Genomic DNA, 15,881 nt, shown 5'->3' with positions numbered 1-15,881 from the left:
AGATGTAACGGGGCTCAAACCATACACCGAAGCTACGGGTATCACGTAAGTGATGCGGTAGAGGAGCGTTCTGTAAGCCTGTGAAGGTGAGTTGAGAAGCTTGCTGGAGGTATCAGAAGTGCGAATGCTGACATGAGTAACGATAATGGGTGTGAAAAACACCCACGCCGAAAGACCAAGGTTTCCTGCGCAACGTTAATCGACGCAGGGTTAGTCGGTCCCTAAGGCGAGGCTGAAAAGCGTAGTCGATGGAAAACAGGTTAATATTCCTGTACTTCTGGTTATTGCGATGGAGGGACGGAGAAGGCTAGGCCAGCTTGGCGTTGGTTGTCCAAGTTTAAGGTGGTAGGCTGAGATCTTAGGTAAATCCGGGATCTTAAGGCCGAGAGCTGATGACGAGTTGTCTTTTAGATGACGAAGTGGTTGATGCCATGCTTCCAAGAAAAGCTTCTAAGCTTCAGGTAACCAGGAACCGTACCCCAAACCGACACAGGTGGTTGGGTAGAGAATACCAAGGCGCTTGAGAGAACTCGGGTGAAGGAACTAGGCAAAATGGCACCGTAACTTCGGGAGAAGGTGCGCCGGTGAGGGTGAAGGACTTGCTCCGTAAGCCCATGCCGGTCGAAGATACCAGGCCGCTGCGACTGTTTATTAAAAACACAGCACTCTGCAAACACGAAAGTGGACGTATAGGGTGTGACGCCTGCCCGGTGCCGGAAGGTTAATTGATGGGGTTAGCTAACGCGAAGCTCTTGATCGAAGCCCCGGTAAACGGCGGCCGTAACTATAACGGTCCTAAGGTAGCGAAATTCCTTGTCGGGTAAGTTCCGACCTGCACGAATGGCGTAACGATGGCGGCGCTGTCTCCACCCGAGACTCAGTGAAATTGAAATCGCTGTGAAGATGCAGTGTATCCGCGGCTAGACGGAAAGACCCCGTGAACCTTTACTATAGCTTTGCACTGGACTTTGAATTTGCTTGTGTAGGATAGGTGGGAGGCTTTGAAGCGTGGACGCCAGTTCGCGTGGAGCCAACCTTGAAATACCACCCTGGCAACTTTGAGGTTCTAACTCAGGTCCGTTATCCGGATCGAGGACAGTGTATGGTGGGTAGTTTGACTGGGGCGGTCTCCTCCTAAAGAGTAACGGAGGAGTACGAAGGTGCGCTCAGACCGGTCGGAAATCGGTCGTAGAGTATAAAGGCAAAAGCGCGCTTGACTGCGAGACAGACACGTCGAGCAGGTACGAAAGTAGGTCTTAGTGATCCGGTGGTTCTGTATGGAAGGGCCATCGCTCAACGGATAAAAGGTACTCCGGGGATAACAGGCTGATACCGCCCAAGAGTTCATATCGACGGCGGTGTTTGGCACCTCGATGTCGGCTCATCACATCCTGGGGCTGAAGCCGGTCCCAAGGGTATGGCTGTTCGCCATTTAAAGTGGTACGCGAGCTGGGTTTAGAACGTCGTGAGACAGTTCGGTCCCTATCTGCCGTGGACGTTTGAGATTTGAGAGGGGCTGCTCCTAGTACGAGAGGACCGGAGTGGACGAACCTCTGGTGTTCCGGTTGTCACGCCAGTGGCATTGCCGGGTAGCTATGTTCGGAATAGATAACCGCTGAAAGCATCTAAGCGGGAAACTAGCCTCAAGATGAGATCTCACTGGGACCTTGAGTCCCCTGAAGGGCCGTCGAAGACTACGACGTTGATAGGTTGGGTGTGTAAGCGCTGTGAGGCGTTGAGCTAACCAATACTAATTGCCCGTGAGGCTTGACCATATAACACCCAAGCAATTTGCTTGCTTCGAGCTGAAAAGCGAAAGAGCACCAGATTGCGGTGTGTGAAGACGAAACGAACCGAAAGTTCGAATCTCACAAAACACCAAAGCTATCACATACCCAATTTGCTGAAGCGAGGCCATGAGGTCACGAGTCAGTACCCGAATTTCTTGACGACCATAGAGCATTGGAACCACCTGATCCCATCCCGAACTCAGTAGTGAAACGATGCATCGCCGATGGTAGTGTGGGGTTTCCCCATGTGAGAGTAGGTCATCGTCAAGATTAAATTCCAGAACCCCTGTTTGCTTATGCAGACAGGGGTTTTGTTTTGGGCGCTCGGAAAGTACGAAGAGGCTCATTGCGGCGGTCTTCAGTGCAAAGGCCCGGCGTTTCTATGCAATGACGCCCTGGCGTGGCTAAGGTGCGAGCCTCAACCGCTTGCCAGCATGCCGTTCGGGAAATCGATGCAAAGTGTTTCTGCATTTTTGGTATGGTGCAGCACATTTTCACAGGGATGGATCTTTTATCCGCAGGATGCGGCGTCGACTTTTTTCAACGAGATGCTGTAGAAATGCCCGAACCGATACCGATCAAGGATCACGAAAAAGAAAACCGCCTGGTCAACAAGCGCCTGCTCGCCTGCGCGCTGATGGTGATTGGGATCACCTGTGCGTTGGTGGGGCGCATGTATTTTCTGCAGGTGGTGCAGTACGACTACCATTCCACTATTTCTGAAAATAATCGCGTACACGTACTGCCCATCACGCCGACTCGCGGGTTGATCTACGACCGCAACGGCGTGGTGTTGGCGGACAATCGTCCCAGTTACAACCTGACCATCACTCGCGAGCGTACTGCCGACGTTAAGGGAGAGTTGGATACCATCGTCAATCTGTTGCATTTGCCTGCTGAAGATCGTGCGGTATTCGACAAGGCCTTAAAGCAGGCGCGACATCCTTTTGTCCCGGTCACGCTGTTTTACGAACTGACCGAAGAGCAGATCGCCGTATTGGCCGTGAACGAATTTCGTCTGCCAGGCATAGATGTTGAACCTCAATTCGTTCGTCATTACCCGTTGGGTGCCCACTTTGCGCATTCCATTGGCTATGTGGGACGGATCAACGAGAAGGAGTCCAAGGCCCTCGACTCGGTGGAGTACCGCGGTACGCAATCCATCGGCAAAACGGGTATCGAACGCTTCTACGAGTCCGAGTTGCATGGTCACGTCGGTTATGAAGAGGTCGAGACCAATGCCCAGGGCCGCGTGTTGCGCGTGCTCAAGCATACCGACCCGATCCCCGGCAAAAACATCGTACTGAGCCTCGACGTCAAGCTCCAGGAGGCGGCGGAAGAGGCCTTGGGGGATCGCCGTGGGTCGGTGGTTGCACTTGACCCGCAAACCGGTGAAGTGCTGGCTATGGTCAGCAAGCCAAGTTTCGATCCGAATCTGTTCGTCACTGGGATCAGCTTCAAGGAATATGCCGCACTGCATGACTCTATTGATCGACCGCTGTTCAACCGCGTGCTGAGAGGCCTCTACGCGCCTGGCTCCACAATCAAGCCGGAAGTCGCCATCGCCGGCCTCGACAGTGGTGTAGTCACTGCCCAAACCCGCGTGTTCGACCCCGGTTACTATCAGTTACCCGACTTCGACCACAAATACCGCAACTGGAATCACAGTGGCGACGGTTGGGTCGATATGGACGCCGCCATCATGCGCTCCAACGACACTTACTTTTACGACTTGGCGCACAAGCTTGGCATCGACCGTCTGCACGACTACCTGGCGGAATTCGGCCTTGGTCAGAAAGTCTCTCTGGATATGTTCGAAGAGTCGGCAGGTTTGATGCCTTCTCAAGCCTGGAAACGCGCCACCCGACGTCAGCCCTGGTTCCCGGGAGAAACGGTGATCCTTGGCATTGGTCAAGGCTACATGCAGGTCACGCCGCTGCAATTGGCCCAGGCGACTGCATTGATTGCCAACAAAGGTGTGTGGAACCGACCGCACCTGGCCAAGACCATCAATGGTGTGCCACCGGTGGATGAGAACCCTATGCCTAACGTGGTCCTCAAGGACCCTCGTGACTGGGAACAGGTGAACCACGGTATGCAATTGGTGATGCATGACCCGCGCGGCATCGCCCGGGCCGCAGCGCAAGGTGCGCAATACCGTATCGCCGGCAAGAGCGGTACGGCCCAAGTGGTAGCCATCAAGCAGGGTGAGCGCTACAACCGTGACAAGACCTTGGAGCGCCACCGTGATAACGCCTTGTTTGTTGGTTTTGCGCCGGCCGAGCATCCGAAAATCGTGATATCGGTGATGATCGAAAACGGCGAGGCCGGTGGTCGGGTCGCGGGGCCGGTCGTACGGCAGATCATGGACGCTTGGCTACTTGATCAGGAAGGCCATCTGAAGCCGCAATATGCAACGCCAGCCAAGGCGCCGGGTGATCCGCACGTCTGAATCATGCTTTCCACTCGTCCCACTGCTCGACGCCTTCATAAGCAAGCCAGGGCACGTCATGGGCCGTCCAGATGTGTGAGGTGGGCCTGACGCCGGGATCATCATCCAGCGTCGCCACCCGCACAATGACATGAGGCTGATGCCCACGTTCCGCGATCAGATGTGAGCCGCAGCGCGAGCAGAAATGCCTGAGCTTGCCCGGCGACGATTCGAACGACGACAACAGCTCCTCACCTTGCGTCCAGCGAAAATGCTCGCGCATCACTCCGGCCGTTGTGACGAATGCGGCCGCGTGTACCTTGCGGCAACTCTCGCAGTGGCAGTGGCTGATGGGCATGTCCAGGCGGTCGACTTGGTAGCGCACGCCTTTGCAGAAGCAACTTCCATTCAATGGGTCAGTCATAACAGAGGACCAGCTAAAGGACGGGTCATCATCATTGCTTACAACCTCAGGTTGCGCATTGTTTGATGTCGCCTACTGTCAATGAAGGAGGTGACATATGCACGTATTGGATCGCATAGAACGGAAAGTCCTGCTGAGTGTTTCGCGTAAACAGGTGTGGGAAGCCTTGGTCGATGCCGAGCAATTCGGTGATTGGTTCGGGATCGCCCTCAAGGACAAAACCTTTGTCGCCGGGGAAACCATTGAGGCGCCAATTACCTACCCAGGCTACGAACATGTGATCTGGAAAGCCAGGATAGAACGTATCTTGCCCCAAACGCTGTTCTCTTTTCGGTGGCATCCCTATGCGGTAGATAAGGACGTCGACTACGACCAGGAAACACCCACCCTGGTGGAGTTCACGATTGAAGACCGCGCACCGGGCATTCTGTTGCGGGTCGTTGAGTCCGGCTTCAACTCCCTCCCCATGGGGCGGCGACAGAAAGCTTTCAAGATGAACTCCCGCGGATGGGATGAGCAGATGGGCAATATCGAAAGCTATCTGAACCGAGCCCGTCAGGCATGACCCAAGCGGGCATCGGCGCAGGTGCCCGCTGTGAGCGCGCAGGCTGGAAGTTGTTCGTCGCTGACGCTCGAGCTCCACGCCTCTAATGATTTGCACGCCTTATTCCACTCTGCATGCGTGTAAACGTGCAGGGTTTGAGTGTATGCCGAGTAGAATCACGCTCTGAAAGCGATTCCTGAGGTGCGGTACGGTGGATTTACAGCAGGGTTTTGTCCTGACCCGGCATTGGCACGATACTCCGGCGGGCACGGAGGTCAGTTTCTGGCTGGCTACAGACCAGGGCCCGCGGTTTATTCGCCTACCTGTGCAGACCTCGGTCATGTTCATACCCGAGGCCCACCGCAAGCCGCTTGACTGGCTGCTCAAGGGCGAGCGCGACGTCGAATTGCGCCCTCTGCAGCTGTGCGATTTCCATCACCGGCAGGTTTTGGGCCTCTACACGCGCCAGCACCGTCAAGCGATGGACCTGGAAAAACGTCTGCGCGCCGCTGGCGTTGATGTCTACGAAGGCGACGTGCGCCCGCCCGAGCGCTACATGATGGAGCGCTTCATCACCGCCCCGGTCTGGTTCGGCGGTACGCCCGATGCAACCGGCGTGCTGTGCGATGCGCAGATGAAGCCTGCTCCCGATTACCGCCCGCAGTTGAAGCTGGTGTCCCTGGACATCGAGACCACTGCCCAGGGCGATCTGTATTCCATCGCCCTTGAAGGCTGCGGCGAGCGCCAGGTGTATATGCTGGGGCCGCCGAACAACAACAGCGCAGTGGACTTCAAACTCGACTACTGCGACTCCCGCGCCCAACTGCTCGAACGCCTCAACCACTGGCTCGCTACCCACGATCCCGATGCAATCATCGGCTGGAATGTGGTGCAGTTCGACCTGCGTGTACTCCACGAACATGCCCAGCGCCTCAACGTGCCGCTCATGCTCGGGCGGGGCGACGAACCGATGGCCTGGCGCGAACACGGCAGCCGCAACCATTACTTCGCCGCAGCGGCAGGACGGCTGATCATCGACGGTATCGAAGCGCTGCGCTCGGCCACGTGGAGTTTCGAATCCTTCAGCCTGGAAAACGTCGCGCAAACCCTGCTCGGCGAAGGCAAGGACATCTCCACGCCATACCAGCGCATGGATGAAATCAACCGCATGTTCGCCGAGGACAAGCCCGCCCTGGCGCGTTACAACCTCAAGGATTGCGAGCTGGTCACGCGAATTTTCGCGAAGACCGAACTGCTCAAGTTTCTGCTCGAGCGCGCGAGCGTCACCGGGCTGCCGGCCGACCGCAGCGGTGGCTCCGTCGCCGCCTTCACCCACCTGTACATGCCGCTGATGCATCGCCAGGGCTTTGTCGCGCCGAACCTGGGGGACAAACCGCCCCAGGCCAGCCCAGGCGGGTTTGTCATGGATTCGCGCCCCGGCCTTTACGAATCGGTATTGGTGCTCGATTACAAAAGCCTCTACCCGTCGATCATCCGCACTTTCCTGATCGACCCGGTGGGGCTGATCGAAGGCCTCAAGCACCCCGATGACAGCGAGTCCGTGGAAGGCTTTCGCGGCGCGCGGTTCTCCCGCACCCGGCACTGCCTGCCGTCCATTGTTGCGCGGGTTTCCGAAGGCCGCGAAGAGGCCAAGCGTGAACACAATGCGCCGCTGTCCCAGGCGCTGAAGATCATCATGAACGCGTTTTACGGCGTGCTCGGCTCCAGCGGCTGCCGGTTCTTCGACACGCGGCTGGCGTCGTCGATCACCCTGCGCGGCCATCAGATCATGCGCCAGACCCGCGAGCTGGTCGAAGCCCAGGGCTATGAAGTGATCTATGGTGACACCGACTCCACGTTCGTCTGGCTCGGCAGTGCCCATTCCCAGGAGGATGCCACTCGCATCGGCCAGGCGCTGGTACAGCACGTCAACGACTGGTGGCGTGAGCACCTGCATACGGTCTACGGCCTGCAAAGCGCCTTGGAGCTGCAATACGAAACCCACTTCACACGCTTCCTGATGCCGACCATTCGCGGTGCGGAGGAGGGCAGCAAGAAACGCTACGCGGGCCTGGTGGTGAAGGGCGACGGCAGCGAGCAGATGGTCTACAAAGGCCTGGAAACCGTGCGCAGCGACTGGTCGCCCCTGGCCCGCCGGTTCCAGCAGGAGCTGTACCAGCGCATCTTCCATCGCCAGCCTCACCAAGACTACATCCGCGACTATGTGCGCCGGACCCTGAGCGGTGAATGGGATGAGCTGTTGATCTACCGCAAGCGCCTGCGACGCCCCTTGGACGACTACGAACGCAACGTGCCGCCCCATGTACGCGCGGCGCGCGTGGCCGATGAGTACAACGACCGCCTGGGGCGTCCGCGCCAGTACCAGCGTGGCGGCTGGATCAGCTATGTGATCAGCGTCAACGGCCCCGAGCCGCTGGAGGCGCGCCAGACACCCATCGACTACGACCATTACGTCACCCGACAATTGCAGCCGGTGGCCGATGCGATCCTGCCGTTTGTGAATGACGACTTCAGCACCTTGGTCGGCGGGCAAATGGGTCTGTTTTAAACGCTTGCCTCGCCCGGGCGCAGGACTGCACGCTTGGTTACGGCCGGTAGGCACAACTGCTGCGATAGGAGGAGATACCCATGTACACGCTCTACGGCACCGACGACTCTGGCTCCTGCATGATCGAAATCGCCCTGCAGCGTTGTGCGGTGCCATGGCATCGAGTGGAAGCCAGTTCCTGGCAGGACGGCGAGGGCAGCGACGCCCTGGCGCGCATCAACCCACTCAAACAGATTCCCACCCTGGTCACCCCTGATGGCCAGGTGCTGACGGAAAGTGCGGCGATCCTGATCCACCTGGGCCTGGAGTTTCCCGCGTCCGCTCTGTTGGCCGGCAACCGCGCGCAGATTCTGCGCGGCCTGGTGTACATCGCCGCCAACTGCTACTCGGCCATCGGCATCATCGACTACCCGCAGCGCTGGCTGGGCAACGTCGATGAAACGGTACAGACGCAATTGGTCACCGGGGCCCGTCGCTATCTGCATCAGGCCTGGCGGGTGTGTGCCGATCAGTTTGCCGACCAGCTATTCGCGCCCAGCGGCGAGCCGAATGCACTGGGCGTCATGGCGGCGGCGGTGTCGCGGTGGGATCAGGCGCGTGAGGCGTTGAGCGCCCTGGCACCGGGGTTTGCCCAGAGCCTGGCAGAGGTGGATGCCGACCCGGTTGTGGCACCGGTGTTTGCTCGGCATTGGCCGGATTGGAATGTCTCGTAATGGCTGCGCAATCAAAGGAAACAATGATCGCTGTGCCATTCAACACCCTTGCGTAGCGAGCGTCCTGGCCTACGCTTTCTGGACATGGTGTAGGAATCATCCTTGAATTTGACTGTCGCAGACATGAAACTCAAGAACCCTGCACGGAACTCAAAGGAGGTGCGCATGCTCATCCGGTCGCTGACCCTGGCTACCTTGATGGCTTTTACGGGGCCGCTGTTGGCTGCTGATGATATCAACCCGCTCAAGCAGGACTTGGGCAAGGCCCGGCCGCTGGTGGTGGTGGAGCTTGATTCCGGCAACTCGACCTTGACGGAACTGAAGAAAAAGCTCGACGAGCCGGCCACCAGACAGTCCTTTGAAGAGCGCAGCATGCTGCTCTATACCGTGAAGTTCGGCAGCATCGGGGCCGAAGGGGAGAAATTCGCCAAGGACCCCAAGGACAACAAGAAGCTCACTCCGCCTGAAACCAACGCGTTGATCCGTGCCCTCAAGCTGGGCGCCGGCAGCGGTACCAAAGTGATTCTGGTGGGCAAGGACGGCGAGAAGAAAGTCGAAAAGACCGTGCCACCGGACACCCTCGACCTGGCCGCTTTTTTCAGCGCGATCGACCAGATGCCGATGGCCGAGAAACAAACCACCGCACCGGCCGAGCCCGAACCTGCTGCCGCACCGGCAGCGAAACCGGGGGCCAAGGCCGGTAAGCCTGGCAAACATGCGGCGCCTCAGCCATTAGATGACTGACCCTGCGCGGCAGTCGTCGGCTTTTTGGGGAGCGCTTCGCACTTCAGCGCAAGCAAGCTTGTTCGCCACAACAAGCTTGCTTGCATCAGTTTCAGCCCAGACGCGCAGCCGCCCGCGCGACGATTTCTCCGCGTACCCGACGTGATTCGGCAGTACGCTGGTTGGCTTCCTTCAGCACAGCCAGGGGCGCGGTGTCCGGGCTGCCCGAATCGAACGGTGGTGCCGGCGCATATTCGATCTGCAATTGCACCAGTTGTGCCGTCTCCTCGCTGTACAACTCGGCCGCCAGGGTCAAGGCGAAGTCGATACCGGCGGTGATGCCGCCCCCGGTCAACAGGTTGCCGTCACGCACGACCCTTGCCTGTACCGGGATAGCGCCGAACGGCGCGAGCATGTCGTGATAGGCCCAGTGGGTGGTGGCCTTGCGCCCGCGCAGCAGGCCCGCCGCGCCGAGCACCAGCGAGCCGGTGCATACCGAGGTCACGTAGCGCGCGGTCTGTGCCTGGGTCTTGAGGAAGTCCAGGGTCTGCGGGTCTTCCATCAGCGCACCGACACCGGAACCCCCAGGCACACAGATCACATCCAGTTTCTGGCAGTCGGCATAGGTCATGGTTGGGGTGAACACCAACCCGGTGCTGGATGTGACGGGCGCCAGGTCCTTCCACACCAGGTGCAACTTCACATCCGGCAGCGAACCCAACACGTCATAGGGGCCGGTCAGGTCCAGTTGCTGGATGCCGGGAAACAACACAAAGCCGATCTGCAAAGTCATGGATAGCGCTCCGGAAAAGGGGTAGACGGCTCCACTGTAGAGGCCTAGGCTTTGGCGAATACGCCATTGAGCCCACAAATCACGCCAATCATGACCCGAACCGTCCATGTTCTTGCCTTCAATAACGCCCAGGTGCTCGATGTAACCGGGCCGTTGCAGGTATTCGCCTCCACCAATGACCTGGCCCGCCAGCGCGGATTGCCGTTGCCTTACGCTGTCTCCGTGATCGCCGCCCAGACGGAACCGGTGATGACCTCCGCTGGCCTGGCGTTGGTGGCTGAACCGTTGCCCGCTGTCGACGCGCCCTGCGACACCCTGGTGATCGCCGGTGGCTGGGGCGTGTACGGCGCCGCTGAAGACCCGGCGCTGGTGGACTGGGTACGCGAGAAAGCCCGGTACACCCGGCGCATGACGTCGGTGTGTACCGGCGCTTTCCTGCTGGCGGCCAGCGGTCTGCTCGATGGCTGCCGGGTTGCCACCCATTGGACGCGTTGCGAAGAACTGGCGCGCAAGTTTCCCGCGCTGACCGTGGAATCCAACCCGATCTTCATCCAGCAAGGTTCAGTGTGGACCTCCGCCGGTGTGACCGCGGGCATCGACTTGTGCCTGGCCTTGGTCGAAGACGACCTGGGCCGCGCCGTGGCCCTGGAAGTGGCTCGGCACCTGGTGGTGTTTCTCAAACGCCCCGGCGGCCAGTCGCAATTCAGTGCGACCCTGGCCCTGCAAGAAAGCGGCAGCCGTTTTGCCGAGCTGCACGCCTGGATCGCTGAACATCTCACCCTTGACCTGAGCATTTCCACCCTGGCCGCCCAGGCCGGCATGAGCGAGCGCAGTTTCGTGCGCCACTACCGCGCCGAGACCGGACAGACGCCAGCACGTGCCGTCGAATTGATTCGTGTGGAAACCGCGCGCCGGCAACTGGCCGACAGCACGGCCTCGATCAAACGCATCGCCGTGCAGTGCGGCTTTGGTAGCGAAGAGACATTGCGCCGCAGCTTTATGCGCGCCTTGTCGGTGACCCCCCAGGCCTATCGCGAGCGCTTTTCGCCGGTGACTTGAGCACGCAATCGACTCGGCCTCAGGGCTGCCAGGTGGTCTTTTCTCCACTGAGCTTGCGATCCAGAAAGCAAGCCGCGCTGATCAATGCCAGATGGCTCAAGGCTTGGGGGGTGTTGCCCAGGTGGCGGGCCTGGTTGTCGAATTCTTCGGCGTACAACCCCAGCGGGTTGGCGTAGCGCAGCAGTTGTTCGAATTCCAGGTGCGCCTTCTCCACTTGCCCGGCGCGGGCCAGGCATTCGACGTACCAGAACGAGCAGGCGGTGAATGCGCCTTCGGTGCCTTGCAGACCGTCGATCGGGTTGTCGTCGTTGCGATAGCGGTAGACCATGCCGTCGCGCACCAGGCTGTCCTGGATGGCTTCCAGGGTCGAGAGCCAGCGCGGATCGGTCGCTGCGACAAACCGCACCAGCGGCATCAACAACATCGAACCGTCCAGCGCCGTGCTGCCAATGTGCTGCACGAAATGTCCACGCTCTTCGTTCCAGAACTGGCTCCAGATGTCGGCGTAGATCGCTTGTCGGGTCTGGTCCCAGCGCGCAAACGGCGCCGGCAACGAACGCTTGGACGCCAGGCGGATGGCGCGGTCCAGGGCCACCCAGCACATCAGCCGCGAATGCAGGAAGTGATGCTGTTCGCCACGCATTTCCCAGATGCCCACGTCTTTGCGATTCCAGATTTCGCAGACCTGGTCGACGACTTCCACCGTGTGTTTCCAGCCCTCGTGGGAAATAGCCTCGCCGTACTTGTTGACCAGGTACACCGCGTCCATCAACTCGCCATAGATATCCAGTTGGATCTGCTCGACCGCTGCGTTGCCGATGCGTACCGGCGTGGCGCCGCCGTGGCCGCAGAGGTGGTCCAGGTGGGTTTCGGGCAACTGCTGCCGACCGTCGATGCCGTATAGGATCTTGATCTTTCTCGACTGGCCGCAGCCGTCGCTGACACGCCCCCTGAGCCAGCGCATATAGGCATTGGCCTCGTCGACGAAACCCAGGCGCATGAACGCGTAGACGGTGAATGAGGCGTCGCGGACCCAGGTGTAGCGGTAGTCCCAATTGCGTTCGCCGCCCGGGGTTTCCGGCAGGCCGAAGGTGGCGGCGGCAATGATTGCGCCGTGTTTGCGTGAGGTCAGTAGCTTGAGGGCCAGGGCCGAACGATTGACCATTTCGCGCCATCGCCCACGGTAGTTGGACTGCGCGATCCAGCCACGCCAGAACGTCAAAGTGTGGGCCAGCGCCAGGTCGGTGCAGCTGCTGTCCACACGCTCATCGTCCTGGCCGCCGAGCACGAACTCGGCGCCTTCTCCCTGGTACAGGGTAAAACTGGCCACGGCGGCATTGTCGTCGAGCGTCAGCGGGTGGCTGCTGGACAGGCGCAAACCGGGCTGGCCGGCGGCGCTGAAGCACACCGTGCCTTGGTCGATGGCCGCATGGGTGGACGCGCGCGCGTAGTCATGGCGCACGGCGCAGCGCAGGTGAATCGGAGCCTGGCCGCTGACCATGCGCACCCGGCGAATCAGCAGGGGCAGGTCGTCGACTTCGTCGCTGATGGCCAGCAGGTCGGTGATTTCCACCACGGCGTCATCACTGAGCCAGCGGGTTTGCAGCACGTTGGTGTCGGGCAGGTAGATCTGTTCGCGGCGAGCGTTGGGCAGGTCCGGGGTGAGTTGGAAAGTCCCCGCATCGGGGGTATCCAACAGTGCGCAAAAGATCGACGGACTGTCGAATTCCGGCCAGCAGAAGAAGTCGATGCTGCCTCTGTCGTTCACCAGTGCAGCACTGCGCATGTCGCCGATGATGCCGTGGGCATCGATGGCGCTTTGTGGCTCGTTCTTCAAATCAACCATCGTCACGAAACTCCAGATAAAGGCTCATGCCGCGATCCTTGAACAGGGTGCCGCCCACCCAGTCTTGAATCCGGGGGCTCAGTCAGCTGACTGACGGCGTGCAACGGAAGTTCATCCGTGTGCAAAGGGCGTCATGAAGTATCTGAATAAATGGAATAAAAAATTATTGAAGAATAACTATTAGATACTAGTAAACCACTCAAAAGCGTTTGACAGGATTTTTTGCCCCGTGTCTCATAGGCACACCTCAACCCGCTCCGCTGGTAGTTCGGAAGTCATCGCGGGGTTACCTATGAGAAATGCCCATGTGTCTATCGGCAGCTGTAGGGGAACTACCAGATCAGGGGAAAACGGTCGCCGGTATTATTGGCGTGCCCAAGTTGGTGATCTTCGATTGCGACGGCGTACTGGTCCAAAGTGAAGAGATCACCCTGTCTGTGTTGATTTCCATGCTTAATACCCACGTTCAAGGCAGTGCGACCCTGGACCGGGCGAAATTTATCGAGCACTTTCGTGGGCGCAAGATTGCAGAGTGTTTACGCGACGCTGAACAGATATTGAATATTCGTTTGGACGATCAGTTCGAACAGCGTTTTCGACAGCATGCGCTGGATGCATTGACACTTAACTTGCAAGCCACCGACGGCATTATCGAAGTTTTGCACAACTTGGAAGTTCCCTATTGCGTGGCGTCCAGTGCGCCGCGTGACAAGATAGAACATTGCCTGCGCCTCACGGGGTTATACGCTTATTTCGAAGGGCGCATATTCAGTTGTTACGAACTGGGTAAGTGGAAACCCGACCCGCATGTTTTTTTAATCGCCTGTGAAACTTACAACGTTGATGTTGATGAGGCGCTGGTGATTGAAGACAGTGTCGCCGGTATCCATGCGGCGGTGGCTGCCAATATTAAAGTAATGGGCTTCGGTCCGCCTGCCCGGCATGTGATGTTGCTCGAAGCCGGGGCCGTTCCTTTTTCCGATATGCGCGAATTGTTGGCCGTTATTGATCAATGAACTTATTCAGGGAGGGGCCGTTGTGAGCACATTGGGTTACCTGGAACGGCTTAAGCGTAATGATCGACGTTCCGAGGTGTGGTGGGACTCATCGCCGCTGGTGTACGCACCTTATAAACAACACTTGCTCGATAAATACCCGGCGGCGACAGCCCATATAGAACAGTTGATGCCGGACGATTTCGCTCAACCCCGCGGCTTCAGCAGCGTGACCACCAACCCCCGGCTGGTGACGGCGGTGATCCTCGAAAAACGCGAGTATTGGTCCTCGCGCTTCAACCCGGCGAGCCTGTCTGCCGGGGAGTTGCACAAGAAGCTCTATAACGAAGTGATTGTCGAGGGCGCGGCGGCGCTGCATCCGCGCTGGGTCCGATCAGACCAGGCCGAGGGCTGGATGTGTGCCCAGGTTGACCCCGTGGATGTGCGTTGCACCGAACGCATGAGCGCCAGGGGCCTGGAACTGCATCAACTGGCGCCGAACGTGATGGTCAAGGTCCCCGGAAGTCTGGAAGGCCTGGACACCGTCGAACAGCTGGTAGCCCAGGGGGCTTCGGTCAATATCACATTCTGTTTCAACGTCTCGCAATTCCAGGCCGGCATCCAGGCCATAGAGCGCGGCATGGCCCGCGCGCGCAGCAACGGTGTCGACACCAGCCGCTGCCACTACGTGATCACCTTCATGATCGGCCGGTTCTCCTGCCAACCCGAATTAACCTTGCAGGCGACGGAGCGCAATCTGGCGCTGAGCCCAGAGGAACGGCGCTGGGCCGAACTGCTGATTTACGAGCAGATACAGGCGTTGGTCGCCGCCTCGAACGTGCCGGTCAGAACCCTGCTCTCCAGCATCAAAGTCGACGTCGATGAACGCGGCAACAAGCATTGCTGGCACCTGGAAAAGACCGGTCTGAACGCGACCTGCTACACGTTGACGCCGGATGTGGTGGAGTTTCTGATCGAGCGTGAAAGCCATGGCAAACCGGTCGCACCGGCGACAGAAGCCCAGCAGCCACCGCCCTCGACCTTCGCCAAGCTGATCCGCATCCCGTACTTCTGCGAAGCCTACTTTATCGACAGCATCGAGCCCTATGACTTCGGCAACCATGAGGCCTTTCTCAATGCCTGCCAGGAAGCCAATAGCGCTCACCGACGGCTGGCCGACTACTGCGTGCGACTCTGCCCGGTGGCAAAACCCTTCCGACGCTCGCTCAACGCGCTGCTGGCGGCCGAGTTCGGGGTGGTCGCATGAACAAACTGGTCGGGTTATGGGCGCACCCTCGCTCGCGCTCCACGGTATTGGAACGGGTGTTTATCGAGCGGGGAGATTTCGAGGTTTTTCACGAACCCTTTGCGCATATGGCGTTTTCTGCGGAGTCGGCGATTCCTTCGGATGAATGGGACTACAGTTTGCCCACCACTTACCAGGGCATAAAACAGCACTTGCTCACGGCCAGGGAGCGCAGCCATGTGTTTCATAAAGACATGTGTTACCACTGCCTGGACAACTTGAAAGTCGATCTGGAGTTTCTGGCGCAGCAGGACAATATCTTTCTGATTCGCGAACCGGCCAGCAGCATTATTTCCCATCACCGGGTACATCCCGATATGCCGTTGCAAGCTATCGGGCATAAAGCCTTGTACGAGATCTTTTGTGTCGTCACCAAACTCACCGGGAAAATCCCCTATGTAATTAACGCGGATGATCTGGCCCGTGAACCGGAGCGGGTGATTGGTAAGTTGTGCGATTACCTGGGGATTGAATTCCTGCCCCATGCCATGAGTTGGCGGCGTGAGTGCCCACCACAATGGAAAACCTGGAGAAGTTGGCATGTAGCGGCCGAAAACAGCGAGCGTATTATTTCGCCGGACCCGCAGCCTTCCGATATGGGCGTCTTTGAGCAGTTTCCAAAGTTGCGACACTTGTACGAATACCATCGGACGTTTTACGCACGCATGAACCAATTCTGTCAATAAGG

Annotated in this window: 12 protein-coding genes and 2 rRNA genes (1 of these 14 cut by a window edge); 11 read left to right on the top strand and 3 right to left on the bottom strand. The window is 58.7% G+C overall.

Annotated elements, in window-relative coordinates; translation table 11 throughout:
- The 3 genes from BLR63_RS12040 to mrdA form a co-directional block, all read left to right on the top strand.
- A 23S ribosomal RNA gene (locus tag BLR63_RS12040) occupies positions 1-1,775 on the top strand (it extends 1,117 nt beyond the left edge of the window).
- 169 nt (positions 1,776-1,944) lie between these two features.
- Positions 1,945-2,060 (top strand): 5S ribosomal RNA (gene rrf, locus BLR63_RS12035).
- 289 nt (positions 2,061-2,349) lie between these two features.
- Positions 2,350-4,242, top strand: coding sequence for a penicillin-binding protein 2 (mrdA, locus tag BLR63_RS12030; protein WP_010566105.1), 1,893 nt, complete (start codon positions 2,350-2,352; stop codon positions 4,240-4,242).
- Between the two features lies 1 nt (position 4,243).
- Here the strand turns inward: mrdA and BLR63_RS12025 are convergent, their stop codons facing one another.
- The gene (locus tag BLR63_RS12025) at positions 4,244-4,645 is read right to left on the bottom strand and encodes a GFA family protein (RefSeq protein ID WP_042947090.1); all 402 of its coding nucleotides are present in this window, start codon (positions 4,643-4,645) and stop codon (positions 4,244-4,246) included.
- Between the two features lie 97 nt (positions 4,646-4,742).
- On the opposite strand from BLR63_RS12025, the gene BLR63_RS12020 reads away from it, so the two are divergent.
- The 4 genes from BLR63_RS12020 to BLR63_RS12005 all read left to right on the top strand — a co-directional run bounded on the left by BLR63_RS12020 (position 4,743) and on the right by BLR63_RS12005 (position 9,215).
- Positions 4,743-5,210, top strand: coding sequence for an SRPBCC family protein (locus BLR63_RS12020; RefSeq protein ID WP_010566103.1), 468 nt, complete (start codon positions 4,743-4,745; stop codon positions 5,208-5,210).
- A gap of 190 nt (positions 5,211-5,400) precedes the next feature.
- Positions 5,401-7,758, top strand: a complete 2,358-nt coding sequence (locus tag BLR63_RS12015; protein ID WP_042947089.1) for a DNA polymerase II — start codon at positions 5,401-5,403, stop codon at positions 7,756-7,758.
- A gap of 80 nt (positions 7,759-7,838) precedes the next feature.
- A complete protein-coding gene (locus tag BLR63_RS12010) occupies positions 7,839-8,471 on the top strand; it encodes a glutathione S-transferase N-terminal domain-containing protein (RefSeq protein WP_010566101.1) in 633 nt (210 codons plus the stop codon).
- A gap of 165 nt (positions 8,472-8,636) precedes the next feature.
- Positions 8,637-9,215 carry a DUF4174 domain-containing protein gene (locus BLR63_RS12005; RefSeq protein WP_010566100.1) on the top strand — a complete coding sequence of 193 codons (579 nt, stop codon included), beginning with the start codon at positions 8,637-8,639 and terminating at the stop codon, positions 9,213-9,215.
- A gap of 91 nt (positions 9,216-9,306) precedes the next feature.
- On the opposite strand, the gene inhA is transcribed toward BLR63_RS12005, so the two are convergent.
- Complete coding sequence (gene inhA / locus BLR63_RS12000) at positions 9,307-9,987, bottom strand: isonitrile hydratase (protein ID WP_010566099.1); 681 nt, start codon at positions 9,985-9,987, stop codon at positions 9,307-9,309.
- Between the two features lie 90 nt (positions 9,988-10,077).
- Between inhA and BLR63_RS11995 the strand changes: the two genes are divergently transcribed.
- Positions 10,078-11,046: a GlxA family transcriptional regulator gene (locus BLR63_RS11995; RefSeq protein ID WP_010566098.1), complete on the top strand. Its 969-nt coding sequence runs from the start codon at positions 10,078-10,080 to the stop codon at positions 11,044-11,046.
- A gap of 19 nt (positions 11,047-11,065) precedes the next feature.
- Here BLR63_RS11995 and BLR63_RS11990 read toward each other — a convergent pair whose 3' ends face one another.
- The gene (locus BLR63_RS11990) at positions 11,066-12,892 is read right to left on the bottom strand and encodes a glycoside hydrolase family 15 protein (RefSeq protein WP_010566097.1); all 1,827 of its coding nucleotides are present in this window, start codon (positions 12,890-12,892) and stop codon (positions 11,066-11,068) included.
- Positions 12,893-13,197: 305 nt separating this feature from the next.
- On the opposite strand from BLR63_RS11990, the gene BLR63_RS11985 reads away from it, so the two are divergent.
- From BLR63_RS11985 to BLR63_RS11975, 3 genes are read left to right on the top strand one after another with little or no spacing between them, the layout of a single operon-like run.
- Positions 13,198-13,908 (top strand): HAD family hydrolase, encoded by a 711-nt coding sequence (locus BLR63_RS11985; protein WP_042947087.1) that lies wholly within the window; start codon positions 13,198-13,200, stop codon positions 13,906-13,908.
- Between the two features lie 22 nt (positions 13,909-13,930).
- Positions 13,931-15,154 (top strand): transaldolase family protein, encoded by a 1,224-nt coding sequence (locus BLR63_RS11980; protein WP_042947086.1) that lies wholly within the window; start codon positions 13,931-13,933, stop codon positions 15,152-15,154.
- On the top strand, positions 15,151-15,879 hold the full coding sequence (locus BLR63_RS11975; RefSeq protein WP_010566094.1) for a sulfotransferase-like domain-containing protein: 729 nt from the start codon (positions 15,151-15,153) through the stop codon (positions 15,877-15,879). The genes BLR63_RS11980 and BLR63_RS11975 overlap by 4 nt, the downstream gene beginning before the upstream one ends.
- The last annotated feature ends 2 nt before the right edge of the window (positions 15,880-15,881 follow it).

The organism is Pseudomonas extremaustralis (genome assembly GCF_900102035.1).
Taxonomy (GTDB): Bacteria; Pseudomonadota; Gammaproteobacteria; order Pseudomonadales; family Pseudomonadaceae; genus Aquipseudomonas; species Aquipseudomonas extremaustralis.
This window is presented reverse-complemented; position numbering and strand designations above follow the sequence as displayed.

What these genes read in the sequence shown, in the direction of transcription:
- mrdA (WP_010566105.1), top strand. Translation starts at nt 2,350, where the DNA reads ATGCCCGAACCGATACCGATCAAGGATCACGAAAAAGAAAACCGCCTG.
- BLR63_RS12025 (WP_042947090.1), bottom strand. Translation starts at nt 4,645, where the DNA reads ATGACTGACCCATTGAATGGAAGTTGCTTCTGCAAAGGCGTGCGCTAC.
- BLR63_RS12020 (WP_010566103.1), top strand. Translation starts at nt 4,743, where the DNA reads ATGCACGTATTGGATCGCATAGAACGGAAAGTCCTGCTGAGTGTTTCG.
- BLR63_RS12010 (WP_010566101.1), top strand. Translation starts at nt 7,839, where the DNA reads ATGTACACGCTCTACGGCACCGACGACTCTGGCTCCTGCATGATCGAA.
- BLR63_RS12005 (WP_010566100.1), top strand. Translation starts at nt 8,637, where the DNA reads ATGCTCATCCGGTCGCTGACCCTGGCTACCTTGATGGCTTTTACGGGG.
- inhA (WP_010566099.1), bottom strand. Translation starts at nt 9,987, where the DNA reads ATGACTTTGCAGATCGGCTTTGTGTTGTTTCCCGGCATCCAGCAACTG.
- BLR63_RS11995 (WP_010566098.1), top strand. Translation starts at nt 10,078, where the DNA reads ATGACCCGAACCGTCCATGTTCTTGCCTTCAATAACGCCCAGGTGCTC.
- BLR63_RS11990 (WP_010566097.1), bottom strand. Translation starts at nt 12,892, where the DNA reads ATGGTTGATTTGAAGAACGAGCCACAAAGCGCCATCGATGCCCACGGC.
- BLR63_RS11985 (WP_042947087.1), top strand. Translation starts at nt 13,198, where the DNA reads ATGTGTCTATCGGCAGCTGTAGGGGAACTACCAGATCAGGGGAAAACG.
- BLR63_RS11975 (WP_010566094.1), top strand. Translation starts at nt 15,151, where the DNA reads ATGAACAAACTGGTCGGGTTATGGGCGCACCCTCGCTCGCGCTCCACG.